This is a genomic window from Streptomyces sp. SolWspMP-5a-2 (genome assembly GCF_900091845.1).
Taxonomy (GTDB): Bacteria; Actinomycetota; Actinomycetes; order Streptomycetales; family Streptomycetaceae; genus Streptomyces; species Streptomyces doudnae.
Genome location: NZ_FMCI01000394.1, coordinates 49,574 through 71,555 on the forward strand (window position 1 = coordinate 49,574; position 21,982 = coordinate 71,555).

19 protein-coding genes and 1 pseudogene are annotated in these 21,982 nt (G+C 72.6%); 9 read left to right on the forward strand and 11 right to left on the reverse strand.

Annotated elements, in window-relative coordinates:
* The first annotated feature begins 188 nt into the window (after positions 1–188).
* Positions 189–527, forward strand: a complete 339-nt coding sequence (gene wblA, locus GA0115242_RS39275) for a transcriptional regulator WblA (RefSeq protein WP_176730012.1) — start codon at positions 189–191, stop codon at positions 525–527.
* A gap of 39 nt (positions 528–566) precedes the next feature.
* On the opposite strand, the gene GA0115242_RS39280 is transcribed toward wblA, so the two are convergent.
* On the reverse strand, positions 567–2,066 hold the full coding sequence (locus GA0115242_RS39280) for an ArsA family ATPase (protein WP_093836433.1): 1,500 nt from the start codon (positions 2,064–2,066) through the stop codon (positions 567–569).
* A complete protein-coding gene (locus GA0115242_RS39285) occupies positions 2,063–3,040 on the reverse strand; it encodes an ArsA family ATPase (RefSeq protein WP_093836434.1) in 978 nt (325 codons plus the stop codon). Before GA0115242_RS39285 ends, GA0115242_RS39280 begins: the two co-directional genes overlap by 4 nt.
* Before the next feature lie 129 nt (positions 3,041–3,169).
* Between GA0115242_RS39285 and GA0115242_RS39290 the strand changes: the two genes are divergently transcribed.
* From GA0115242_RS39290 to GA0115242_RS39305, 4 genes are all read left to right on the forward strand, one after another.
* Complete coding sequence (locus GA0115242_RS39290) at positions 3,170–3,325, forward strand: DUF4177 domain-containing protein (RefSeq protein WP_093836435.1); 156 nt, start codon at positions 3,170–3,172, stop codon at positions 3,323–3,325.
* Positions 3,322–3,786 (forward strand): RidA family protein, encoded by a 465-nt coding sequence (locus GA0115242_RS39295; RefSeq protein WP_093836436.1) that lies wholly within the window; start codon positions 3,322–3,324, stop codon positions 3,784–3,786. Before GA0115242_RS39290 ends, GA0115242_RS39295 begins: the two co-directional genes overlap by 4 nt.
* 83 nt (positions 3,787–3,869) lie before the next feature.
* On the forward strand, positions 3,870–4,757 hold the full coding sequence (locus GA0115242_RS39300) for an NUDIX hydrolase (protein WP_093836437.1): 888 nt from the start codon (positions 3,870–3,872) through the stop codon (positions 4,755–4,757).
* Positions 4,754–5,584 (forward strand): MBL fold metallo-hydrolase, encoded by an 831-nt coding sequence (locus GA0115242_RS39305; RefSeq protein WP_093836438.1) that lies wholly within the window; start codon positions 4,754–4,756, stop codon positions 5,582–5,584. The genes GA0115242_RS39300 and GA0115242_RS39305 overlap by 4 nt, the downstream gene beginning before the upstream one ends.
* Before the next feature lie 18 nt (positions 5,585–5,602).
* Here the strand turns inward: GA0115242_RS39305 and GA0115242_RS39310 are convergent, their stop codons facing one another.
* Complete coding sequence (locus GA0115242_RS39310) at positions 5,603–6,526, reverse strand: nucleotidyltransferase domain-containing protein (protein WP_107461588.1); 924 nt, start codon at positions 6,524–6,526, stop codon at positions 5,603–5,605.
* 91 nt (positions 6,527–6,617) lie between these two features.
* Positions 6,618–7,292 carry a Crp/Fnr family transcriptional regulator gene (locus GA0115242_RS39315; protein ID WP_093836439.1) on the reverse strand — a complete coding sequence of 225 codons (675 nt, stop codon included), beginning with the start codon at positions 7,290–7,292 and terminating at the stop codon, positions 6,618–6,620.
* 447 nt (positions 7,293–7,739) lie between these two features.
* On the opposite strand from GA0115242_RS39315, the gene nth reads away from it, so the two are divergent.
* The 3 genes from nth (at position 7,740) to GA0115242_RS39330 (ending at position 10,899) form a co-directional block, all read left to right on the forward strand.
* Positions 7,740–8,891 carry an endonuclease III gene (gene nth, locus GA0115242_RS39320; RefSeq protein WP_093836440.1) on the forward strand — a complete coding sequence of 384 codons (1,152 nt, stop codon included), beginning with the start codon at positions 7,740–7,742 and terminating at the stop codon, positions 8,889–8,891.
* Positions 8,892–8,955: 64 nt separating this feature from the next.
* Positions 8,956–9,651, forward strand: coding sequence for an NUDIX hydrolase (locus tag GA0115242_RS39325; protein WP_093836441.1), 696 nt, complete (start codon positions 8,956–8,958; stop codon positions 9,649–9,651).
* Positions 9,652–9,699: 48 nt separating this feature from the next.
* Positions 9,700–10,899 (forward strand): MarP family serine protease, encoded by a 1,200-nt coding sequence (locus GA0115242_RS39330; protein WP_093836442.1) that lies wholly within the window; start codon positions 9,700–9,702, stop codon positions 10,897–10,899.
* Between the two features lie 100 nt (positions 10,900–10,999).
* Here GA0115242_RS39330 and GA0115242_RS42245 read toward each other — a convergent pair whose 3' ends face one another.
* The 6 genes and pseudogenes from GA0115242_RS42245 to GA0115242_RS39360 form a co-directional block, all read right to left on the reverse strand.
* Complete coding sequence (locus GA0115242_RS42245; RefSeq protein ID WP_093836443.1) at positions 11,000–11,182, reverse strand: hypothetical protein; 183 nt, start codon at positions 11,180–11,182, stop codon at positions 11,000–11,002.
* A gap of 127 nt (positions 11,183–11,309) precedes the next feature.
* A complete protein-coding gene (locus GA0115242_RS39340) occupies positions 11,310–12,263 on the reverse strand; it encodes an alpha/beta fold hydrolase (RefSeq protein WP_093836444.1) in 954 nt (317 codons plus the stop codon).
* Positions 12,260–12,754, reverse strand: coding sequence for a phage holin family protein (locus tag GA0115242_RS39345; RefSeq protein WP_093836445.1), 495 nt, complete (start codon positions 12,752–12,754; stop codon positions 12,260–12,262). Before GA0115242_RS39345 ends, GA0115242_RS39340 begins: the two co-directional genes overlap by 4 nt.
* 40 nt (positions 12,755–12,794) lie before the next feature.
* Positions 12,795–14,231 carry a Na+/H+ antiporter NhaA gene (gene nhaA, locus GA0115242_RS39350; protein ID WP_093836446.1) on the reverse strand — a complete coding sequence of 479 codons (1,437 nt, stop codon included), beginning with the start codon at positions 14,229–14,231 and terminating at the stop codon, positions 12,795–12,797.
* A gap of 174 nt (positions 14,232–14,405) precedes the next feature.
* A complete protein-coding gene (gene acs / locus GA0115242_RS39355) occupies positions 14,406–16,361 on the reverse strand; it encodes an acetate--CoA ligase (RefSeq protein WP_093836447.1) in 1,956 nt (651 codons plus the stop codon).
* A gap of 340 nt (positions 16,362–16,701) precedes the next feature.
* Positions 16,702–19,373: pseudogene (locus GA0115242_RS39360) on the reverse strand (SulP family inorganic anion transporter).
* Positions 19,374–19,711: 338 nt separating this feature from the next.
* Here GA0115242_RS39360 and GA0115242_RS39365 point away from each other — a divergent pair.
* Positions 19,712–20,980 carry a hypothetical protein gene (locus GA0115242_RS39365; RefSeq protein ID WP_093836448.1) on the forward strand — a complete coding sequence of 423 codons (1,269 nt, stop codon included), beginning with the start codon at positions 19,712–19,714 and terminating at the stop codon, positions 20,978–20,980.
* A gap of 18 nt (positions 20,981–20,998) precedes the next feature.
* Here the strand turns inward: GA0115242_RS39365 and GA0115242_RS39370 are convergent, their stop codons facing one another.
* Complete coding sequence (locus GA0115242_RS39370; RefSeq protein ID WP_093836449.1) at positions 20,999–21,979, reverse strand: ATP-binding protein; 981 nt, start codon at positions 21,977–21,979, stop codon at positions 20,999–21,001.
* Positions 21,980–21,982: the final 3 nt, after the last annotated feature.

Consider the following 21,982-nt stretch of genomic DNA (forward strand, 5'->3'; position numbering starts at 1 on the left):
TCACGCATGTCGTCAGCTCACTCCCCCGGGTGATCTGCCGCTTACCCATAGTCCGTTCGGGCCATTCAAGATTGGGCCCGACGGGGGTGTTGCCGTGTCCCCGCCTTCCGTAACGTCCTCAACTGGCGGCGGTGAATATGCCGCTGCCGCCGTGGGGGAGCCTCGATTCGGGAGAGGACGGCGCCGGTATGGGCTGGGTAAGCGACTGGAGTGCGCAGGCCGCCTGCCGCACTACCGATCCGGATGAACTGTTCGTTCAAGGAGCGGCGCAGAACAGGGCCAAGGCAGTGTGCACCGGATGTCCGGTACGCACCGAGTGCCTGGCGGACGCGCTGGACAACCGCGTCGAGTTCGGCGTGTGGGGAGGCATGACGGAGCGGGAACGCCGCGCGTTGCTGCGCCGGCGGCCCACGGTGACCTCATGGCGCCGGCTCCTGGAGACGGCGCGTACGGAGTACGAGCGCGGCGCGGGCATCGTCGCCCTCGACGACGACGAGATCTACGAGAACTACGCGGCGGTCGGCTGAGGTCACCCCTCGGCCGGGCCCCCGGTCACAGCTCCCGGCTCAGCCGTCGGCGGCGTCGAACCGCTCCGACCGGTTGGCCGCGAGCCGGTCACCGATGTCCCGCAGCCCCGCGAGGTCGTGCACGTCACCGGGGAGCGCGGCCACTTCCGCCACGGCCACCTCGGGGTGGCGGGCGGTGAAGCGGCCACGCGTGCGCAGCTCGCGGGAGAGCAGCCGCATGCGCTCGGCGTGCAGCCTCAGCAGACCCGCGGTGAGCCGGTCGACGCCCTGGTCCGCATCGTCGTCCCCGGTGGCCGAGGCGCCCACGGGGTCCGCGATGTCCACGGGGTCCATGGGGTCCGCGGTGTCCGCGTCGCCCGTGGAGGACACGCCCTTCGCGGAGTCCTCGGGGTTCGCGGGGTGCGTGGAGTCGGTGCGGTCCTTCCCGGGCCCCTGCTCGGGTCCGCGCGGACCGGGGGGATCGGCCGCGGGCCCTGAAGCCGTGGGGGAGTCTGAACCGGCGTACGGATCGGGAGAGTTACGAAGTCCAGCTTTCCCGTCGTCCTGATCCACAATGCGGGACTCCACAAGATTTTCCGCGGCGGCGAGCGCGCGCTCGGCCGACAGCCGGTCGGCGCCGCTGCCGTGGACCCGGTTGAGCACCAGACCCGCGAACGGCATCTTCTCCGCCGCCAGCCGCTCCACGAAGTACGCCGCCTCGCGCAGCGCGTCCCGCTCCGGCGCCGCGACCACCAGGAACGCCGTCCCGGGCGCCTGGAGCAGCTTGTACGTGGCGTCCGCGCGGGTGCGGAACCCGCCGAACATCGAGTCCATCGCGGCGACGAACGTCTGCACGTCCTTCAGCAGCTGCCCGCCCAGCACCTTGCCGAGCGCGCCGGTCATCATCGACATCCCGACGTTCAGGAACTTCATCCCGGCCCGCCCGCCGACCTTCGCGGGCGCCAGCAGCACCCGGATCAGCTTGCCGTCCAGGAACGACCCGAGCCGCTTGGGCGCGTCCAGGAAGTCGAGCGCGGAGCGCGACGGCGGGGTGTCGACGACGATCAGGTCCCACGCCTCGCGGGCCCTGAGCTGCCCCAGCTTCTCCATCGCCATGTACTCCTGCGTGCCCGCGAAGCCCGCCGAGAGCGACTGGTAGAAGGGGTTCGACAGGATCGCCGCGGCCCGCTCGGGGTCGGCGTGCGCCTCGACGATCTCGTCGAACGTGCGCTTCATGTCGAGCATCATGGCGTGCAGTTCGCCGCCCGCCGCGTCGTCGATGCCCTTCACCCGGCGCGGGATGTTGTCCAGCGAGTCGATGCCCATGGACTGCGCCAGCCTGCGCGCCGGGTCGATGGTCAGCACGACCACCTTGCGGCCCCGCTCGGCAGCCCGCAGCCCCAGCGCCGCCGCCGTCGTCGTCTTGCCGACCCCGCCCGAGCCGCAGCAGACCACGATCCTGGTCTCCGGGTCGTCGAGCAGCGGATCGACGTCGAGCACGCGCGCGGGGGCGATGCGGTGCCGCGCGCTGTCGTCGGTGTGCGCCGGTTGTGGACTCATGACATCCCCTGGTTGCGCAGCTCGGTGGCGAGTTCGTACAGGCCCGCGAGATCCATGCCCTCGGCGAGCAGCGGCAGTTCGCGCAGCGGCAGCCCCAGCTCGCCCAGGGCGGAGCGCTGCTCGTGCTCCAGCGCGTGCCGTTCCGCGTACTCGGCCGCCTGTTCGAGCAGCGGGTCCACCAACTGCTCCGCCTTGCCACCGCGCCGGGCCCCGCCGAGCCCCGCGGCGGAGAGCGCCTGGGCGACGGCGGTGCGCGGCACCTCCCGTACGAGTTCCAGGTCGGCCGCGTCCAACACCTGCGGGCGGACCATGTTGACGATGATCTCGCCCACCGGCAGCCGCGCCGCCCGCAGTTCGGCGATGCCGTCGGAGGTCTCCTGGACCGGCATCTCCTCCAGCAGTGTCACCAGGTGCACGGCCGTCTCCGGCGACTTCAGCACCCGCATCACGGCCTGCGCCTGATTGTGTATGGGGCCGATCTTCGCGAGGCCCGCCACCTCGTCGTTCACGTTCAGGAAGCGGGTGACGCGGCCGGTGGGGGGCGCGTCCATCACGACGAAGTCGTAGACGAACCGTCCGCCCTTGTCCTTGCGCCGGACCGCCTCGCACGCCTTGCCGGTCAGCAGGACGTCCCGGACGCCCGGCGCGATGGTGGTCGCGAAGTCGATCGCGCCGAGCTTCTTCAGGGCCCGCCCGGCGCTGCCCAGCTTGTAGAACATCTGGAGGTAGTCCAGCAGCGCCAGTTCGGGGTCGATGGCGAGCGCGTACACCTCCCCGCCCCCCGGCGCGACGGCGATCTTCCTCTCCTCATAAGGCAACGCCTCCGTCTCGAAGAGCTGCGCGATGCCCTGGCGGCCCTCGACCTCGATGAGAAGCGTCCGCTTCCCCTCCGTCGCGAGAGCCAACGCGAGGGCTGCGGCGACCGTGGTCTTTCCGGTCCCGCCCTTGCCGCTGACGACCTGGAGCCTGCTCACGTCTTCGAGCCTAACCAGTCCCTGTGCCAACCACGCGACAGGCTGTGGACAACCGGGCCGCGGGCACCGTCCGGGCCCGCCGGGACAGCGGCGGTCCGGCCTGTCACGGCAGCGGCTAGAGTCGCCCGTATGACCAAGTGGGAATACTCGACCGTGCCGCTGCTCGTCCACGCCACGAAGCAGATTCTGGACACCTGGGGCGAGGACGGCTGGGAGCTGGTCCAGGTCGTCCCCGGACCCAACCCGGAGCAGCTCGTGGCGTACCTGAAGCGGGCCAAGGCGTGAGCGCCGTCGAGGAGCGCCTCGCCGGGCTGGGCCTGACCCTGCCGGACGTGGTGCCGCCGCTGGCCGCCTACCAGCCGGCCGTGCGGTCGGGCGCCTACGTGTACACCTCCGGCCAGCTCCCCATGGTGGACGGCAAACTGCCCGTCACCGGCAAGGTCGGCGCCGAGGTCACCGCGGAGGAGGCCAAGGAGCTGGCCCGGGTCTGCGCGCTGAACGCGCTGGCCGCCGTCAAGTCCGTCGCCGGTGATCTGGACCGCGTCGCGCGCGTGGTGAAGGTCGTGGGCTTCGTCGCCTCCGCGGCCGACTTCACCGGCCAGCCGGGTGTCGTCAACGGCGCCAGCGAGCTGCTCGGCGAGGTCCTCGGCGAGAAGGGCGTCCACGCGCGCAGCGCGGTGGGTGTCGCGGTGCTCCCGCTGGACGCGCCGGTCGAGGTCGAGATCCAGGTGGAACTCGTCCCGTAGCGGAGGAAGGCGCGGTGGCGGCCCGGGTCGCCCCGCTCCGATCACCTCTCGAACATTCGCGCGCCACGGGATAGCCTCCGCCCATGGCGAATGGGCAGTGGTTCCCGCAGGACTGGCCGGAACGTATCCGCGCGCTGGCGCGGGGCACGCTCACCCCGGTCGTCCCCCGGCGGGCCGCCACCGTCATGCTCCTCAAGGACGGCGGCGCGGGCGCCGGACCATCCGTCCACATGCTGCGCAGACGCGCCTCCATGGCCTTCGCCGGGGGCGCGTACGCGTATCCGGGCGGCGGTGTCGACCCGCGCGACGAGGAGCGGGGCATCCGCTGGGCGGGCCCCACGCGCGCGTGGTGGGCGCGGCGCCTGGACGTCGACGAGGTCGCGGCCCAGGCGATCGTCTGCGCCGCCGTCCGCGAGACGTACGAGGAGGCCGGCGTCCTGCTCGCCGGGGCCGCCCCCGACACCGTGGTCGGCGACACCACGGGCGCCGACTGGGAGGCCGACCGCGCGGACCTGGTGGACCGCAAGGTGTCCTTCGCGGAGTTCCTCGACCGGCGCGGGCTGGTGCTGCGCTCGGACCTGCTGGGCGCCTGGACCCGCTGGATCACCCCGGAGTTCGAGGCGCGCCGCTACGACACGTTCTTCTTCGTGGCCGCCCTGCCGCCCGGCCAGCGCACCCGCAACGCCTCCACGGAGGCCGACCGCACCGTCTGGATCCGCCCCGGGGAGGCCGTCGCCGGGTACGAGCGCGGCGACCTGCTGATGATGCCGCCCACCCTCGCCACCCTGCGTCAGCTCGCCCCCTACGCCGCCGCGGCCGACGCCCTCGCCGACGCCCCCGCCCGCGACCTCACCCCGGTCCTCGCGCGGGCCCGCCTGGAGGACGGCGGCATCGTCCTGACCTGGCCGGGGCACGACGAGTTCACCCGGCACGTCCCGACCGACCCGCCCACCGGGGGAGCTCCCGCATGACGGACGCAAGCGCCCTGCCGGGACAGCCCCGCGGTGTGGTCCGCTCGGGCCCCGCCACCGCGCGCGCGGTCAACGTCCTGGCGCCGAACGCGTCGGCGATGACCCTGGACGGCACCAACACCTGGCTGCTCGCCGAGCCGGACTCCGACCTCGCCGTCGTCATCGACCCCGGCCCGCTGGACGAGGGGCACCTGCGGGCCGTCGTCGACGCCGCCGAGCGGGCCGGACGGCGCGTCGCGCTCACCCTCCTCACCCACGGCCACCCCGACCACGCCGAGGGGGCCGCCCGGTTCGCCGAGCTGACCGGCACGAAGGTGCGGGCCCTCGATCCGGCGCTGCGGCTCGGGGACGAGGGGCTGGCCGCCGGGGACGTCGTCACCGTCGGCGGTCTGGAGCTGCGGGTGGTGCCCACGCCGGGCCACACCTCGGACTCCCTCTGCTTCCACCTCCCGGCCGACCGAGCGGTCCTCACCGGGGACACGGTCCTCGGCCGCGGCACGACCGTCGTGGCGCACCCGGACGGCCGTCTGGGCGACTACCTGGACTCGCTGCGCCGGCTGCGCTCCCTCGCGGTCGACGACGGCGTCCACACCGTCCTGCCGGGCCACGGGCCCGTCCTGGAGGACGCGCAGGGCGTCGTGGAGTACTACCTCGCCCACCGCGCGCACCGGCTCGCCCAGGTGGAGACGGCGGTCGAGGACGGCCACGGCACCCCGGCCGAGGTCGTCGCGCACGTCTACGCGGACGTCGACCGTGCGCTGTGGCCCGCCGCGGAGCTGTCGGTCCGGGCCCAGCTCGACTACCTGCGCGAACACGGCATCATCTAGGGCCCGCGGGACGCCGTCTCAGGCGGTCCCCGGGCCGTCGCCGGGGCCGGGGCGGCCGTCCGGGGGGAGCCGCCCGGTGCCGTGCACGCGCGCGTACTCGGCGGCGAGCCAGGGGCCGAGGTCGTCGACGTAGTGGCGCAGCACGGCGGGGTCCGCGTCCGGCCCGGACCCGCGCCGGGCCGCCGCGCGCAGGTCGGCCGCCCGCTCCCCGTAGTACGTCCCGAAGACCTCGGCCATCTCGGTCAGGTCGCTCGTCCAGCCGTTCCAGCGGGGCATGACGAGCGAGAACCCGGTGCGGACGAGACGGCGCGACAGGGACCGGACCAGGGCCCGCCGTTCGGCGACGGCGGCTTCGCTCTCCCCGGCGTCCGCCGCGGCCAGGACGCGCCGCCGCCAGCCGGGCAGCAGCGCCGCCAGGTCGCCGTTGGTCCCCGCGGCCAGGCGGGCGTCCGGGCGGTAGCGCGGCAGGTACTCGCCGAGGTCGTCGCCGAGCAGCGGGGTGCACAGGCAGGCCACGAACCAGCCGAGGTCGTACGTCTCGTCGTCGCTCAGCAGCCGGGCCCTGCCGTGGACGAGCGTGTCGACGCCGTCGACCTCGGGGAACTCCCGGTCGACGGCCGCGTCCAGGGCGCGCGCGGTCTCCCGGTCGGCGGCCGTGGGCTCCTCGCGCAGCGCGACCAGGAGGTCCAGGTCGGAGCGGCCCGCGCGGGCGGTGCCGCGCGGCACCGAGCCGTACAGGTAGGCGCTGTGCAGCCGGTTCCCGAAGGCGTCCAGGAGACGGTCCCTGGCGTGCGCGACGACCGGGCGGAAGACGGCGGGCACGCGCGCGAGGGAGCCCTCACGGGCGATGTACCCCTGCGCGTCGAGCCCTCTGACGCCCTCTCGGGCCGCGCGCCCGCCCGGGGGCGGCTCGGTGGCCGGGGAGCGCTCTGGTTCAGCCATGGGGCCACTTCCTGCCGGACCAGGCCCGCCCGGCGCCCGGGGACGGCTCGGGGCGGAGCCGCGGGCGCCCGGCGGGACCAGGGGCGGGCGGTCAGCGCGAGCGCTTGGCGAGCCGCTCCACGTCGAGCAGGATCACGGCCCGCGCCTCCAGCCGCAGCCAGCCGCGCTGCGCGAAGTCGGCCAGTGCCTTGTTCACCGTCTCGCGGGAGGCGCCGACGAGCTGCGCCAGCTCCTCCTGGGTGAGGTCGTGGACGACGTGGATGCCCTCCTCGGACTGCACGCCGAACCGGCGCGACAGGTCGAGCAGGGCGCGCGCGACCCGGCCGGGCACGTCGGAGAAGACCAGGTCGGACATCTGGTCGTTGGTCTTGCGCAGCCGCCGCGCGACGGCGCGCAGCAGGGCGCCCGCCACCTCGGGCCGTACGTTCAGCCAGGGCTGGAGGTCGCCGTGGCCGAGGCCGAGCAGCTTCACCTCGGTCAGCGCGGTGGCGGTCGCGGTGCGCGGGCCCGGGTCGAACAGCGACAGCTCGCCGATCAGCTCGCCGGGGCCGACGACGGCGAGCATGTTCTCGCGGCCGTCGGGGGAAGTGCGGTGCAGCTTCACCTTGCCCTCGGTGACGACGTAGAGCCGGTCACCGGGGTCACCCTCGTGGAAGAGCGAGTCGCCGCGCGCGAGGGTCACCTCACTCATGGAGGCGCGGAGATCCGCGGCCTGCTCGTCGTCGAGCGCCGCGAAGAGCGGGTTGCGCCGCAGAACGTCGTCCACGAGTACTCTCCTTGTCGACCTGCTCAGGGGATGTTTTCCCCCACTTGCCAAGGGACCGTGCTCCCCATTTTGCCGGACGGTCCAAACAGTGTGATCTGTCACAAGGATGCCGCACTGGTGTGCTGAGGTACGCGGCAGGGGTCCAATCGGGGGCCGATCTCCCGGCTCCGGAGCGGATGTCAGTGCCGGGCCCTAGGCTGGCCGGGTGTCCAAATCGCGGTGAGAGCACAGGCCAAGGGGGCTGCGCGGGTGGTTGTACGTCGTGATTCCGCCGTGGGCGAACAAGCGCCCGACGGAGGAAGGAAACCGGCAAAAGCAGCAAAGAGGGCGCCTGCCGGGAAGACGGCCGGAAAGGCGTCCGAAGAGACGACCGCGGGGGCGCCCGGCAAGAAGGCGGCCGCGAAGAAGACGGCTGTGAAGCGGGCGCCCGCGGGGAAGGCGGCGGCCATGAAGAAGGCTCCCGAGAAGGCGGCTCCCGCGAAGAAGGCGCCCGCGAAGAAGACGGCGGCCACGGAGGCGGACCCGGCGAAGGCGGACTCCCCGAAGGAGACCCCGGCCGCGAAGAAGGCGCCCGCGAAGACCCCGGCGGCGAACAAGACCGCGCCCGCGAAGAAGGCTCCCGCCAAGAAGACGCCCGCGAAGAAGGCGGCGCCCACCGAGGCGGACCCCGCGAAGAAGACCCCGGCCGCGAAGAAGACAGCTTCCGCGAAGACCGCGCACGCGAAGAAGGCTCCCGCCAAGAAGGCGGCCGTCTCGAAGAAGGACGCCACCCAGGCCGCTGCGTCCCCGAGGACGCCCGCCGCGCCGCCGCGCGACGAGTCGCACACCGCGCTCGTCCGGCGGGCCCGGCGGATCGACCGCGAGCTGGCCGAGGTCTACCCGTACGCCCACCCCGAGCTGGACTTCGAGAACCCCTTCCAGCTCGTCGTCGCCACCGTCCTGTCCGCGCAGACGACGGACCTGAGGGTCAACCAGACGACCCCGGCGCTCTTCGCCGCCTACCCGACCCCCGAGGACCTGGCCGCCGCGGTCCCCGAGGAGGTCGAGGAGATCCTCCGCCCCACCGGGTTCTTCCGGGCGAAGACCCGGTCGGTCATGGGCCTGTCCAAGGCGCTCGCCGAGGAGTTCGGCGGCGAGGTGCCCGGCCGTCTCGAAGACCTCGTCAAGCTGCCCGGCGTCGGCCGCAAGACCGCGTTCGTCGTGCTCGGCAACGCCTTCGGGCGGCCCGGGATCACCGTGGACACCCACTTCCAGCGGCTGGTGCGGCGCTGGAAGTGGACGGCGGAGACGGAGCCCGACAAGATCGAGGCCGCCGTCGGCGCGCTCTTCCCCGCGCGCGACTGGACGATGCTCTCGCACCACGTGATCTTCCACGGCCGCCGCATCTGCCACGCCCGCAAGCCCGCCTGCGGCGCCTGCCCGATCGCCCCGCTCTGCCCGGCCTACGGCGAGGGCGAGACGGACCCCGAGAAGGCGAAGAAGCTGCTCAAGTACGAGAAGGGCGGCTTCCCGGGACAGCGCCTCAACCCGCCCCAGTCGTACCTGGACGCGGGCGGCAGGCCCGCCCCGCCCGCGTCCCCCGCCCCGGCGGCCGGATGACGGCACCACCGGCGGAACGATCAGGGCACGGTCACGCGTTGGAACGGTCGGAACGGGGGCGGCGATGAGGCGCGCGAGTCACACACGGGTCGGATCGGTGGCGGTCAGCAGGGAGGGCCTGCCCGACTGGCTCGACCCCGTGGTGCGCGCGGTCGACACCGTCGAGCCGCTCCAGCTCAGCCGCTTCCTGCCGCCCGAGGACGGACGGGGACGGCAGTCGGCCGTGCTGGTCCTGTTCGGCGACGGCGCCCGCGGCCCCGAACTGCTCCTGATGGAGCGCTCCAGCTCGCTGCGCTCGCACGCGGGCCAGCCCTCCTTCCCCGGCGGCTCCCTCGACCCCGAGGACGGCGACCCGAACGGCGAGGGCCCGCTGTGGGCCGCGCTGCGCGAGGCCGAGGAGGAGACCGGCCTCGACCCGTCCGGGGTCCAGATCTTCGGCGTGCTGCCCCGCCTCTACATCCCCGTCAGCCACTTCGTGGTGACACCGGTGCTCGGCTGGTGGCGCACCCCGAGCCCGGTCGGCGTCGTCGACCCGGCCGAGACCGCACGGGTGTTCACCGTCCCCGTGGCGGATCTCACGGATCCCGCCCACCGCGCGACGACCGTGCACCCCAGCGGCCACCGAGGTCCGGCATTCCTGGTCGAATCGGCCCTGGTGTGGGGCTTCACGGCGGGAATCATCGACCGGCTGCTGCACTACGCGGGCTGGGAGAGACCGTGGGACCGCACGAAGCAGGTGCCACTCGACTGGCGGTCGTGACAGGGTGTCTGCCGTGCTCTGTTCGGTGGCGAGGCGAGGCAAATAGCGGTGAACGTGCTGGACATCCTGTTGCTGCTCGCCGCGGTGTGGTTCGCGGTCGTCGGCTACCGCCAGGGATTCGTGGTCGGCATCCTGTCGGTGACCGGCTTCCTGGGCGGCGGCCTCGTGGCCGTGTACCTCCTCCCCGTCCTCTGGGACGTCCTGACGGACGGCGCGGAGGTGAGCACCACCGCCGCCGTGGCCGCCGTCGTCATCGTCATCGTCTGCGCCTCCGTCGGGCAGGCCCTGACCACCCACCTCGGCAACAAGCTGCGCCGCTACATCACCTGGTCACCGGCGCGCGCCCTGGACGCGACGGGCGGCGCCCTGGTCAACGTGGTGGCGATGCTGCTGGTGGCCTGGCTGATCGGCTCGGCCCTCGCCGGGACGACGCTGCCCACGCTCGGCAAGGAGGTGCGCAGCTCCCGGGTGCTGCTCGGGGTCTCCCGCGCGCTGCCCGCCCAGGCCGACAACTGGTTCGCGGATTTCTCCTCCGTGCTCGCCCAGAACGGCTTCCCGCAGGTCTTCAGCCCCTTCTCCAACGAGCCCATCACCGACGTGCAGCCCCCGGACCCGGCCCTGGCCGGCAGCAGGGTGGCCGCCGCGGCGAAGAACTCCGTCGTCAAGGTGACCGGCACCGCGCAGAGCTGCGGGAAGGTCCTGGAGGGGTCCGGGTTCGTCTTCGCCGCCCGGCGCGTCATGACCAACGCGCACGTGGTCGGCGGGGTCGACGAGCCCGTCGTGCAGATAGGCGGTGAGGGCCGCCGCTACGACGCCAGGGTCGTCCTCTACGACTGGCGCCGCGACATCGCCGTCCTGGACGTGCCCGGCCTGGACGCGCCCGCCCTGAAGTTCGCCTCCTCCGACGCGCGCAGCAGCGACAGCGCGATCGTGGCCGGATTCCCCGAGAACGGCTCGTACGACGTCCGCTCGGCCCGGGTGCGGGGCCGGGTGATGGCCAACGGCCCGGACATCTACCACCGCGGCACCGTCCGCCGCGACGTCTACTCGCTGTACGCGATGGTCCGTCAGGGCAACTCGGGCGGACCGCTGCTGACCCCGGACGGCCGGGTGTACGGCGTGGTCTTCGCCAAGTCCCGGGACGACGCCGACACCGGGTACGCGCTGACCGCGGACGAGATCAAGGACGACATCAGCCAGGGCCGCACGGCGAACCAGCAGGTGGACAGCGACAGCTGCGCCCTCTGAGCGTCGACGACGGGCCCGCGGCATGCCGCGGGCCCGTCGGTGTGTCAGGTGTGGGGCCCTTCACGGAGACCGGAAGGGCGGTTCGGTGGAAAGGCGCGCGTCAGGCGCGCGGATGGCGCAGCCGCACCGAGACCCAGCGGGCCCGGCGCCGCAGGATGCGGGGGATCCCCACGCGCGGATCGGTCTCCGTCGCCTGCGGGGAGCCACCTCGTTGGTGGGGGCTCGGGCCGCCCACTGTGCGGCGATTGCGTGCTACGTCACTGTAGTCGTGCGTCCAGCCCATACCCGGACGTCTGCCCCCGCCCCAAGGTCGATAACCGCCTCGCGCGGCCCCAATTGGCCTATGCACCAGGCAACCCGGTGTTCGTCGGACAGGTGTTCAGATCCGGACGGCGGGCGGGTCCCGCGGGTCACCGGTCGGGTTCCGGGTCCTTCAGCCAGTTGACCAGTTCGGTGGAGAAGGCGACCGGGTCCTCCTCGTGCGGGAAGTGCCCGAGCCCGTCGAACAGCCGCCAGCGGTAGGGCGCCTCGACGTACACCCCGGACCCGGCCGCGCTGCGGATGCGCATCACGGGGTCGAGCGAGCCGTGCAGATGGAGCGTCGGCACGCGCAGCGGGCGCTTCATCCGCCGGTTGAACTGGATGCCGTCCGGCCGCGCCATCGACCGGACCATCCAGCGGTACGGCTCGATCGCGCAGTGCGCGGTGGACGGGATGCACATGGCCCGCCGGTAGGTCTCCACCGTCGCGTCGTCCGGCAGCCGCGGGCCCGACCAGTCCCGGATCAGACGGCCCACCAGCTCGCCGTCGTCCGCGGTCAGTCTGCGCTCCGGGATCCACGGCCGCTGGAACCCCCAGATGTACGAACCGGCGCCGGTCTGCTTGACGTCCGAGAGCATCGCCGAGCGCCAGCGGCGGGGGTGCGGCATTGACGCGACCGCCAGGCGCCGCACCAGCTTGGGGCGCATCACGGCCGCCGTCCAGGCCAGGTAGCCGCCCAGGTCGTGGCCGACGAGGGCGGCGTCCGGCTCGCCGAGGGACCGGATCACCCCGGTGATGTCGAGCGCCAGGTTGGCCGGGTCGTAGCCGCGCGGCGTGCGGTCGCTGCCGCCGACGCCCCGCAGGTCCATCGCGACGGCCCGGAACCCGGCGTCGGCGAGCGCCGTGAGCTGGTGCCGCCAGGCCCACCAGAACTGGGGGAAGCCGTGCAGCAGCAGCACCAGCGGGCCGTCGCCCACCTCCGCGATGTGGAAGCGGGCGCCGTTCGCGGCGACATCACGGTGTGTCACCCGGGTGCCGTCGGGAAGGGTCTCCGGTCGGACGACCGAGGCGGGCTGCGCCGAAGGTGTGGCGGGGTCGGTCATGAGGACGAGCGTGCCACAGCCTCGACGGCGGCGGGGGACCGGTCCTCGATCGCCGGGAACTCCGGGCGCGGGTGCGGCTTGGCGTTCTGCAGGACGCCCGCCGTCTCCTTCACCGACGCGGCCACCTTCTGCGGGCCCTTGCCCTTCTTCGCCTTCTTGAAGAAGACGAATCCGATCAGCCCGAGGAGGAGCGCCACCAGCACGTTGGCCGCGAACGACAGCAGGAAGCACCAGCCGAGGTTCAGGCCGGTCCAGGCGTGCAGGCCGTAGGCGAGGGCGAAGCTGAGCATCGGCAGGGAGAACACCAGTACCAGGAGGGCCGCCAGGACGGCGACGGTGCCCAGACCACCGCGCTTGACGTCCTGCTTCAGCTGCGCCTTGGCCAGCGCGATCTCGTCGTGCACCAGCGCCGACATCTCGGCCGTGGCCGAGGCGAACAGCTGGCCGATGCTGCGTTCGGCGCCGACCGGGCTGCTGTCGGGTGTGCTCATCGCCGTCTCCCTCGTATCTCTTTTGTACCGTCCCGTCAGATCATGCCGGACGGTCGTCCCGATCGCCTGCCCCGCCCGTCACTTCCGCACTCCCGTGGCGCGCGGCTGCGGTCTCCTCGGCGAGCCTGCGGTGCTCCGCGGCCTTGCGTTCGAGCAGCTCCGCCATGCGCAGGTGGTAGGCCGGGTCGTCCTGCTCGTAGATGTCGGGGATGCCGTCGCGGTCCTCGTCGCGCTCCTCCGCCTCGCACATCCGGCGGTACTTGGCGTTGCGCACCTTCAGCAGCACGGTCGCCAGCACCGCCGCGATCAGCGAGCCGGTCAGGACGGCGGCCTTGACCTCGTCGGTCAGCTGCGCGTCCCCGGTGAAGGCCAGCTCGCCGATGAGCAGCGACACGGTGAAGCCGATCCCGGCGAGCGTGGCGACCGCGAAGACGTCCGCCCAGGCGAGGTCGTCGCTGAGCGAGGCCCGGGTGAAGCGGGCCGTCAGCCAGGTGCCGCCGAAGATGCCGACCGCCTTGCCGACGACGAGCCCGAGCGCCACGCCGAGCGTCTCCGGCCGGGTGAAGACGTCGCCCAGCGCGCCGCCCGACAGCGTCACCCCGGCGCTGAACAGCGCGAACAGCGGCACGGCGAGCCCCGCCGACAGGGGGCGCACCAGGTGTTCGACGTGTTCGCCGGGGGAGCGGGTCTCGCCCTCGCGGGTGGTGCAGCGCAGCATCAGGCCCATGGCGACGCCCGCGATGGTGGCGTGGACGCCGCTGTTGTACATCAGGCCCCAGATCACCAGCGCGAGCGGCACGTACACGTACCAGCCGCGCACGCCCTTGCGCAGCAGCACCCAGAAGACGGCCAGGCCCACCACCGCGCCCGCCAGCGCGACGAAGTCGATGCGGCTGGTGAAGAAGACCGCGATGATCAGGATGGCGAAGAGGTCGTCGACGACGGCGAGGGTGAGCAGGAAGGCGCGCAGGGCGCTGGGCAGCGAGGTGCCGATGACGGCGAGGACCGCGAGGGCGAAGGCGATGTCGGTCGCGGTGGGCACCGCCCAGCCGCCCAGGGAGCCGCCGCCGACGGCGTTGACGAGGGTGTAGACGAGCGCCGGGGCGGCCATGCCGCACAGGGCCGCGACGACGGGCAGCGCCGCCGTCCGCGGGTCGCGCAGGTCACCGGCGACCAGTTCGCGTTTGAGTTCGACGCCGGCGACGAAGAAGAAGACGGCCAGGAGCCCGTCGGCCGCCCAGTGCGCGACCGACAGATGCAGCCCGAGGGCCGAGGGGCCGAAGTGGAAGTCGCTGACCTCGTGGTAGCTGCCGCCGAGCCCGGGGACGTTCGCCCAGACCAGTGCGGCGACCGCGGCGAGCAGCAGCAGCACGCCGCCGACCGTCTCGGTGCGCAGCGCGTCGGTCACATAGGTCCGCTCGGGCAGCGAGAGGCGGCCGAGGAACCTGCGGGCGGGGGCGGGGCGGGGCGCGGGCACGGTGGGATCCTCCGGTCGGTGGGCAGCACTGAACGCATGCCGACCAGACTTCCCGGCGCACCTTTTCCCTCACTTTACTCAATCGGCCGCCGGTGCGGTCAGGTGATCTCACCGTAAGGACGAAAAGGGCACCCGGCGAACGCGCCGGGTGCCCTCGCCGCCGTACCGGTGGGCTCAGTCCTCGCTGGACGAGGCGGGCAGCTTCGCCTGGATGAAGTCCATCACCGTGGAGTCGGTCAGCGTGGTGACGTCACCGAGCTGACGGTTCTCCGCGACGTCCCGCAGGAGCCGGCGCATGATCTTGCCGGAGCGGGTCTTGGGCAGCTCCGCCACCGGCAGGATCCGCTTCGGCTTGGCGATCGGGCCGAGCGCCGAGCCGACGTGGTCGCGCAGCCGTGCGACCAGCCCCTCGTCCTCCGAGGCGGTGCCGCGCAGGATCACGAACGCGACGATGGCCTGGCCGGTGGTCTCGTCCGCCGCGCCCACCACGGCCGCCTCGGCGACCGACGGGTGCGAGACGAGCGCGGACTCCACCTCGGTGGTGGAGATGTTGTGGCCCGAGACGAGCATGACGTCGTCGACCCGGCCCAGCAGCCAGATGTCGCCGTCGTCGTCCTTCTTGGCGCCGTCGCCCGCGAAGTACCGGCCCTCGAACCGCGACCAGTAGGTGTCGAGGAACCGCTGGTCGTCGCCCCAGATGGTGCGCAGCATCGACGGCCACGGCTCGGTCAGGACGAGGTAGCCGCCGCCGCCGTCCGGCACCTCGCGGGCCTCGTCGTCGACGACGGTCGCGCTGATGCCGGGGAGCGGCGTCTGCGCGGAGCCGGGCTTGGTCGCGGTGACGCCCGGCAGCGGCGAGATCATCATCGCGCCGGTCTCCGTCTGCCACCAGGTGTCGACGATCGGCGTGCGGTCGGCGCCGATGTGCTTGCGGTACCAGATCCACGCCTCGGGGTTGATCGGTTCGCCCACCGAGCCCAGCACCCGCAGGCTGGACAGGTCGAACTTGGCGGGGATGTCGTCGCCCCACTTCATGAACGTGCGGATCGCGGTCGGCGCGGTGTACAGGATCGTCACCCCGTACTTCTGCACGATCTCCCAGAAGCGGCCCTGGTGCGGGGTGTCAGGGGTGCCCTCGTACATCACCTGCGTGGCGCCGTTCGCCAGCGGCCCGTAGACGATGTACGAGTGCCCGGTGACCCAGCCGACGTCGGCGGTGCACCAGTAGACGTCCGTCTCCGGCTTGAGGTCGAAGACCGCGTGGTGCGTGTACGACGTCTGGGTGAGGTAGCCGCCCGAGGTGTGCAGGATGCCCTTGGGCTTCCCCGTCGTCCCGGACGTGTAGAGGATGAACAGCGGGTGCTCCGCGTCGAACGCCTCCGGGGTGTGCTCGGACGACTGCCGGTCGACGACGTCGTGCCACCACACGTCGCGCGTGTCGTCCCAGGCGACCTCCTGGCCGGTGCGGCGGACCACCAGGACGTGCTCGACGATGCCCGCCTTGGTGGCGGCCTCGTCGACGGCCGGCTTGAGGGCGGACGGCTTGCCGCGCCGGTAGCCGCCGTCGGAGGTGATGACGACCTTGGCATCCGCGTCCTGGATCCGGGTCGCGAGCGCGTCGGCGGAGAAGCCGCCGAAGACCACGGAGTGCGCGGCGCCGATCCGGGCGCAGGCCAGCATCGCGATCGCCGTCTCCGGGATCATCGGCATGTAGACGGCGACCCGGTCGCCCTTGCGCACGCCCAGCTCGGTCAGCGCGTTGGCCGCCCGGGAGACCTCGTCCTTCAGCTCGGCGTAGGTGATCGCGCGGCTGTCACCGGGCTCGCCCTCGAAGTGGATGGCGACCCGGTCGCCGTTGCCGGCCTCCACATGACGGTCGACGCAGTTGTACGCGACGTTCAGCTCGCCGTCCTTGAACCACTTGGCGAACGGCGGGTTCGACCAGTCGAGCGTCTCGGTCGGCTCCTTGGCCCAGGTCAGCCTGCGCGCCTGCGCGGCCCAGAACCCGAGCCGGTCTGCCCTGGCCTGCTCGTACGCCTCTGCCGTGACGTTGGCGTCCGCGGCCAGGTCAGCGGGCGGCGCGAAGCGACGCTCCTCCTTCAAGAGGTTGGCCAGGCTTTCGTTGCTCACGACATCTCCCTTTCCCAGGGTGTCCGTTGTGTCCCAGGCCACAGCTCATCAGACCCGGGGGTCCGCTGACAAGGGCCGACCACACATTGGTGTAGACCTCTTCGAACGCAGGTCCTCACCTGGTCAACCCGGCTCATTGGTACCCACGGACACCACCCGGAAGCAGTTCAGCCGTACCGGACCCGGGACGCGCCGGACGCCCCGGACACCGCGAACGCCCTGGACGCGCCCCGGACGTTCCGCTCGTCCAGGACGTTCCGCTCGTCCGGAACGTTCCGCACGTCCCGGACGGGACGGTGGTGCGCGGCCCCGGCGGTGGGCCGCGCACCGGGCACCCGTGTCACCCGGGCCGCTCGACCGCCTCGACGTGGTCGAACACCCCGGACCCGCCGGGACCGGCCAGCAGGTACGCCTGCGCCTCGCCGACGTGGAAGTACATCCCGCGCAGCTCCAGCGATCCGTCCCGCAGGGCACGGGCCACCGAGTCGTGGGCGCGCAGATGCTCCAGCTGCTGCACCACGTTGGTCAGGCACAGCTGCTCGACCGCGTCGGCCGGGGCCCGCCCGGACAGCCGCGCCCACGGCCGCCCGTCGTCGGCCATCCGCGCCACGCTCGGCAGCCCGTGCCGCAGCCACCGCCGCAGCGGCGTCAGGGCGCCGCCCGGTTCGCCGTCGAGCAGCGCCTGCATGGCCCCGCACCCGGAGTGCCCGCAGACCGTGATGGACCGCACCCGCAGCACGTCCACCGCGTACTCGATCGCCGCGGCGACCGAGTCGTCGCCGCTCTCCCCGCCCGGTGGCGGGACGAGGTTGCCGACGTTGCGCACCACGAACAGGTCGCCTGGACCGCTCGACGTGATCATCGACGTCACCAGCCGGGAGTCGGCGCAGGTGAGGAAGAGCTGCGAGGGCCGCTGTCCCTCCCGGGCCAGCCGGGCCAGCTCACCGCGGACCAGGGGCGCGGTGTTCCGCTGGAACGCGCTGATCCCGCGCGCCAGTTGATCCCCGCCGGGGAGATCCGTGCCGGCGTCGAAGCCGGTGCCTGTGCCGGTGGCGGTGCCTGTGCCGGTCTCGGTCTCGGTCGCCAGGAAGAGGGGGTGCGGGGAAGGGGCCGGAGCGGTGGCGTGGACGCGGTCGTTGGGGGCGGGGTGCCCGAAAGGGGCTGCGGGGGCGGGGTTGACGGAGGGTGCGGTGGTCGGCGCGGTGGCCGGGGACCCGGGGGCGGGGGCGCCGTCGGGGGGCTCGACTCCGGTTCCCCTGTCGGCGGGGCGGGTTGACTGCCGGGCGGGCTGCGGGGCTCCGCAGTGGTGGTTGCGCCAGGGGGTCCAGGGGCGGCAGCGGCAGGCGGGGGCGGGTGCCCGGCGGTGCCGGAGGCGGTGGTCCCGGCGGACGCGGCGGTGCCGACGAGGGGGGAGGCGGCCTCGGGCGGCAGGGGTCCTGCGGGCCGGTCTCCGCCGGGCGGGTCGTCGCGGAACCCCGCGCGGCGGTCCGTCAGTTCCACGGTGCCGCCCTGCGCGGTGTGGGTGTTCTGCCAGTCCTGGAGCGACTCGTAGGCCGCGTGGTCCATGAAGGAGCCGTCCAGCCGCACCACGGCGCGGGTGCCGTGCGGGACCAGGTGCAGGGCCCGGCTGAGGCGGGGCACCGCGAGGAACGTCAACTGGCCCCGGACGTGGACGTGATGGGCTCCCTCCCGCTCCTCGTGCGTGATGCGGGTGCGGGCGAGACGGTGCATGGCGACGGCCACCGCGACGGCGATCCCCAGGATCACGCCCTGGAGGACCCCGGAGAGGACGACGCCGAGGGTGGTCACGACGTAGACGAGCACTTCCCGGTGGCGGGTGACCGTGCGGATGTGGTGCAGGGACACCATCTGGATGCCGACGGACATCACCAGGGCGGCGAGCGAGGCGAGCGGGATCAGTTCGAGCAGCGGGACCATCAGGAGCGCGGCCGCCACTACGAGAACGCCGTGCAGCAGCGTGGAGTTCCGGCTGACGGCACCCGCGTTCACATTCGCCGTGCTCCGTACGGCGACCCCCGCGACGGGCAGCCCGCCGAGGGCGCCCGAGACGACGTTCGCGGTCCCCTGGCCGAGCAGTTCGCGGTCGAGGTCGGAGCGGCCGACGCGGGTGGAGAGGCCGGGGCGGGCGGCGACCAGCTTGTCGACGGCGACCGCGCCCAGCAGCGACTGCACGCTGCACACCAGCGTGGTGGTGAGGACGGCGGCGGCGATCCCGAGCACCGGACCCTCGGGCAGCCCGGCCAGGGCGTGGCTGCTCCACGAGGGCAGTTCGACCCGGGGCACGGTGAGACCGGCGAGCGAGGCGACGGCGGTGGCACCGGCGACGGCGACCAGCGCGGCGGGGACCGTCCGCAGCAGCCGTCCCACCCGGCCGGGGACGCGCGGCCAGAGCAGCAGCAGGGTGAGGGTGAGCACGCCCACCGACACCGCCGCGGGGTGCGGCCCGGCCACCTGGGCGGGCAGCGCGCGCAGGTTGTCGAGGACGGAGCTCTGCGGGGTGCCGCCGAGCACGATGTGCAGCTGGGCGACGGCGATGGTGACCCCGATGCCCGCGAGCATGCCGTGCACGATGGCGGGGCTGACGGCGAGCGCGGTGCGGGCCACCCGCAGGCAGCCGAGGCCCAGTTGGGCGACACCGGCGAGGATCGTGATGGCACAGGTGGTGCGCCAGCCGTAGCGGTGGATGAGGTCGGCGGTGACCACGGTGAGACCGGCGGCGGGGCCGCTGACCTGGAGCGGTGAGCCGCCGAGCCGTCCGGCGACGAGCCCGCCGACGGCGGCGGCGACCAGGCCCGCCTGGAGCGGGGCGTCGGTGGCGAGGGCGATGCCCAGGGAGAGCGGGAGCGCGATCAGGAAGACCGCGATCGAGGCGGACAGGTCGGCACCCGCGATCCGGAAACGGCGGGTCGGGGGCGGCGGGGGGCTGTGTGAGTGCTGGATGGTCGTCGTCCGAGTCGGGTCGGTGGCGTGGGGGGTGGCGCAGGCTGACATGGTTCCCGTCTCCTCCGGGGCGGCGCGGTCGCGGAACAGGTGGTCCCCCGTCGAGAGCGGGGGGCGGGTCGCGGCCGTGGGTCACGGCGTGCAGCGGCGGGATGCATCAACGCTTGGTAAACGGATCGTAATTCAGAGTAAAAGCAAGGCATAGTTTTTGCTGGCAAATAGCGCAATATGTCACCTCACGGAGTGAAGCAAGCATTTCATCGGCTTGTCGTATTAATTCCTTCTCGGCCCCGTGCGACCTTGGCGGCGCTGTCGGTACAGACCCGGCACATCACCAGAAAACGCCCTTGTCGGCGTTGGCCTCAGAGAAGGAAGAAGGTGGGCGGAAGATGGCCGCCACCCAGAGAATCGCGGTCGGCGCCGTGATCGTCGCGACCTGCGCGGCGTCCCTCGCCGGCTGCGGACTCGGCTCCGACACCACGTCGGGCGCCTCAGGTCCGCAGAAGGCCGGGCAGGGCCGGGCCCCGCAGAACGCGGTCCGCCTCATCGGCGACGGCTCCACCGCGTACACCGGTGCGCAGCCGCACCTGCCCAGGGCCGAGCGGCTCAAGCCCGGTGAGAAGCCCCCGCAGTTCGTCGTCTTCTCGTGGGACGGCGCCGGGGAGGACAGCCAGAAGCTGTTCTCCCACTTCCGTCAGGTCGCCAAGGACAACCACGCGACGATGACCTACTTCCTGAGCGGCGTGTACCTGCTGCCGGAGGACAAGCGCGACGAGTACAAGCCGCCGCAGCACTCGCCCGGCCGCTCCGACATCGGCTTCAACGACGAGCAGGGCATCGCCGACACCGTCAAGCAGCTCCGCCTCGCCTGGCAGGAGGGCAACGAGATCGGCACCCACTTCAACGGCCACTTCTGCGGCGCCGAGGGCGGCGTGGGCCAGTGGTCGGTGGACGAGTGGAAGAGCGAGATCTCCCAGGCGAAGCGGTTCGTGAAGTCCTGGAAGACCAACACCGGGATGAAGAAGGCGGCCCCGCTGCCCTTCGACTACGACAAGGAACTCGTCGGCGCCCGCACGCCCTGCCTCGAAGGCCAGAAGAACTTCACCAAGGCCGCGAGCCAGCTCGGCTTCCGCTACGACACCAGCGGCGTCAACAACCAGGTCTGGCCGGGGAAGAAGGAGAACCTCTGGGACCTGTCGATGCAGCTCGTGCCGTTCCCCGGCCACTCCTACGAGCAGCTCACCATGGACTACAACTTCATGGTCAACCAGTCCGGCACCCAGACCCAGGGCGACCCGGACAAGCACGCCTACTGGGGCGACCAGATGCGCGACGGCCTCCTCCAGGGCTTCCAGCGCGCCTATGACGGCAACCGCGCGCCGCTGGTCATCGGCAACCACTTCGAGTCCTGGAACGGCGGCACCTACATGAAGGCCGTCCAGGAGGTCGTCGAGAACGTCTGCAACAAGCCCGACGTGCGCTGCGTCTCCTTCCGGCAGCTCGCCGACTGGCTGGACGCCCAGGACCCGCAGACCGTGGCGAAGCTGCGGACCCTCCCGGTCGGCCAGGCACCCAAGCAGGGCTGGGCGTCCTTCCTGTCGGCCGACCCGGCGCCCGCCCCGAAGGGCGTCCCCGGAGCGCCCGCCGTCAAGCAGTGAGCGCCGGGGCGGCCGGGCCTAGACGCCGGCCGTGACGCCCTCACGGAGCACGAACCCGGGGTCGACCTGCGCCGCCAGGTCGGCCCCGGTGCGCGCGTTGCCCCAGGACTCGGCGTTCTTCAGGTGGAAGTGCACCGTCTGCCGGGTGTAGCGCTCCCAGTCCCGCAGCTCGTACGTCGCGTCCGCGGTCTCCTGGAGGGTGCGCAGGGCCGCGCGGTTGGCCTCCTCCAGGGCGTCGAAGCGGGGCGGGCGGCCCTTCTCCATGGCCCGCACCCAGTCCGAGTGCCCGACCGTCACCAGCAGGTCGTCGCCGGCCTCGGCGCGCAGGAAGTCGAGGTCGTCCTCGCCCTGCACCTTGTTGCCGACGACCTTGAGGGTGACGCCGAAGTCCCGGGCGTACTCCTTGTACTGGCGGTAGACGGAGACGCCCTTGCGGGTCGGCTCGGCGACCAGGAACGTGATGTCGAAGCGGGTGAACATGCCGGAGGCGAAGGAGTCCGAACCGGCCGTCATGTCGACCACCGCGTACTCGTCACGGCCGTCCACCAGGTGGTTCAGGCACAGCTCCACCGCTCCCGTCTTGGAGTGGTAGCAGGCCACCCCCAGGTCGGCGTCGGTGAAGGGGCCCGTGACCATCAGACGAACGGCGCCGCCGTCGAGTTCCACCGGCCGGGCGCAGGCGTCGTAGACGGGGTTGTTCTCGTTGACCCGCAGCAGCCGCGAGCCCTCGCCCGGCGGGGTCGTCTTGATCATCGTCTCGGCGGAGGCGATGCGCGGGTTGGAGCCGCGCAGGTAGTCCTTGATCAGCGGCAGCCGCTCGCCCATCGCGGGCAGCGCCGCGGCGACCGTCTCGTCCAGGCCGAGTGCCGGGCCCAGGTGCTGGTTGATGTCCGCGTCGACGGCGAGAACCGGGGCGCCGGTGGCCGCGAGGTGGCGGATGAACAGGGAGGACAGGGTGGTCTTGCCGCTGCCGCCCTTCCCGACGAAAGCAATTTTCATGTT

Bases quoted from the DNA above. Each gene is read 5' to 3' on its own strand.
- wblA (WP_176730012.1), top strand. From the start codon at position 189: ATGGGCTGGGTAAGCGACTGGAGTGCGCAGGCCGCCTGCCGCACTACC.
- GA0115242_RS39280 (WP_093836433.1), bottom strand. From the start codon at position 2,066: ATGAGTCCACAACCGGCGCACACCGACGACAGCGCGCGGCACCGCATC.
- GA0115242_RS39290 (WP_093836435.1), top strand. From the start codon at position 3,170: ATGACCAAGTGGGAATACTCGACCGTGCCGCTGCTCGTCCACGCCACG.
- GA0115242_RS39300 (WP_093836437.1), top strand. From the start codon at position 3,870: ATGGCGAATGGGCAGTGGTTCCCGCAGGACTGGCCGGAACGTATCCGC.
- GA0115242_RS39305 (WP_093836438.1), top strand. From the start codon at position 4,754: ATGACGGACGCAAGCGCCCTGCCGGGACAGCCCCGCGGTGTGGTCCGC.
- GA0115242_RS39310 (WP_107461588.1), bottom strand. From the start codon at position 6,526: ATGGCTGAACCAGAGCGCTCCCCGGCCACCGAGCCGCCCCCGGGCGGG.
- nth (WP_093836440.1), top strand. From the start codon at position 7,740: ATGAAGAAGGCTCCCGAGAAGGCGGCTCCCGCGAAGAAGGCGCCCGCG.
- GA0115242_RS39325 (WP_093836441.1), top strand. From the start codon at position 8,956: ATGAGGCGCGCGAGTCACACACGGGTCGGATCGGTGGCGGTCAGCAGG.
- GA0115242_RS42245 (WP_093836443.1), bottom strand. From the start codon at position 11,182: ATGGGCTGGACGCACGACTACAGTGACGTAGCACGCAATCGCCGCACA.
- GA0115242_RS39340 (WP_093836444.1), bottom strand. From the start codon at position 12,263: ATGACCGACCCCGCCACACCTTCGGCGCAGCCCGCCTCGGTCGTCCGA.
- GA0115242_RS39345 (WP_093836445.1), bottom strand. From the start codon at position 12,754: ATGAGCACACCCGACAGCAGCCCGGTCGGCGCCGAACGCAGCATCGGC.
- GA0115242_RS39365 (WP_093836448.1), top strand. From the start codon at position 19,712: ATGGCCGCCACCCAGAGAATCGCGGTCGGCGCCGTGATCGTCGCGACC.
- GA0115242_RS39370 (WP_093836449.1), bottom strand. From the start codon at position 21,979: ATGAAAATTGCTTTCGTCGGGAAGGGCGGCAGCGGCAAGACCACCCTG.